Source organism: Escherichia sp. E14V7, assembly GCF_004212225.1.
Lineage (GTDB): Bacteria > Pseudomonadota > Gammaproteobacteria > Enterobacterales > Enterobacteriaceae > Escherichia.
In genome coordinates this window covers 1-1,439 of record NZ_RHJJ01000038.1, presented here as the reverse complement: position 1 = coordinate 1,439, position 1,439 = coordinate 1, and the positions used below count along the sequence as shown (strand labels likewise).

The window sequence follows — 1,439 nt, the reverse complement described above, 5'->3', positions numbered from 1 at the left end:
CGGGCGCGAGGTAACATATATGGACGCTCCCGGAATGCAATGCTTTCTTCAGTTATGTAATAAAACGGGTAGGTGCAGCCATATATCCGGTTTCTGATGGGATTTTTATCCCGAACCATGATGAAATCCGCCAGGCAGGTACCAATCATCCTCTACGGGCTAACTTGCCCTTGTTACCTCTCGGTGTATCCTGCCTGCGGTCTTACCTGTTTTGCCATCTTCTGAAGTCACCTGCACCTACCAGGACGTTAACTTTTTTTCAGCACCTCGTCAGATTGACTGACCTTGTGTCAGGCGAGCTGCCGAGGTTGATATTCAGTATTGTGTGACAACATTGACCACATGATCCTCGCTGTTTTTGCCGCCATGGCGACAACAGCTACATTGTAGTGCTTCCGCTCCAGGAGTCCCTGAAGCCAGGAATTCTCCTCAACTGCGCCGTTTCGGTTGACCCAGGCGGTAAGTGCGCGTGCGCCGTGAACCAGCAGGTATCGGAAATATCCATCTCCACGTTTGCTGATCCCTCCCAGTTGCTGTTTCCCGCCGCTGGAATGTTCCTTTGGTGTCAGCCCCAGCCATGAAGCGAACTGCTTTGCGGTACTGAATTGTCGGGCATTACCCACTGCTGCTACCACATAAGTGGCCGTTAGCATGCCAACCCCCGGGATTTTGGCCATTCTCTGGCAGGCTTCCTGCGTTCTATACCAGGAGGCCAGAGCTTCTTCTACCTGTTTAACTTGTTCTTCAAGTTCCCGGATATGTTTAGACTGTCTGTAGATGCTGGTTCTGACAAAGGGAGATAAACCATTTTCGCCATCCTCCAGAATGGCTGGCAGCTCACGGGTTAAATGGCTTTGTCCGGCCGCAATCGTAATACCAAACTCAGCAAGTGTGGCTCTTAAACTATTGGCACAGGCAATCCGCTCACGGATAAGTATTCCCCGTTCAGTGTGTAACGCTAAAACGGCCTGCTGCTCTTCGGTTTTTATCTGAACAAAACGCATATTCGGACGGGTTACCGCTTCGCAGATTGCTTCAGCATCTGCTGCATCCGTCTTGTTCGTTTTCACATAAGGCTTCACATACTGCGGAGGTATGAGTTTTACCTCATGACCATAGCGGGTGAATAATCGCGCAAAATAATGACTAGATGAGCAGGCTTCCATGCCAATCAGACAAGGTTCCAGTTGAATCACAAACTGAACAAACTTAGCCCGGGTGAGCTTTTTACGCAAAATAGTATGGCCTTCATGATCGACACCATGAAGCTGAAAAACGTTCTTTGCCAGGTCGATACCAAGAGTTGATACTTTCATGTGGACGCTCCTAATTTTTCAGGACGTATTGCAACGATCCAGTCTGGTACTTTGATACCGTAAAATCTGGAGCGTCCATCTCATTATCCCTGTAAAACGCGCCCTCAGCCCACATCCATGTGG

At 49.3% G+C, this 1,439-nt stretch carries 1 protein-coding gene; it reads right to left on the bottom strand.

The annotated features are described in order from the left end of the window. Positions 1 to 290: 290 nt before the first annotated feature. The gene (locus D9741_RS23305) at positions 291 to 1,316 is read right to left on the bottom strand and encodes an IS110 family transposase (RefSeq protein WP_000868863.1); all 1,026 of its coding nucleotides are present in this window, start codon (positions 1,314 to 1,316) and stop codon (positions 291 to 293) included. Positions 1,317 to 1,439: the final 123 nt, after the last annotated feature.

Excerpts from the sequence above, each read along its gene's own strand:
- D9741_RS23305 (WP_000868863.1), bottom strand. The coding sequence starts at position 1,316 with ATGAAAGTATCAACTCTTGGTATCGACCTGGCAAAGAACGTTTTTCAG.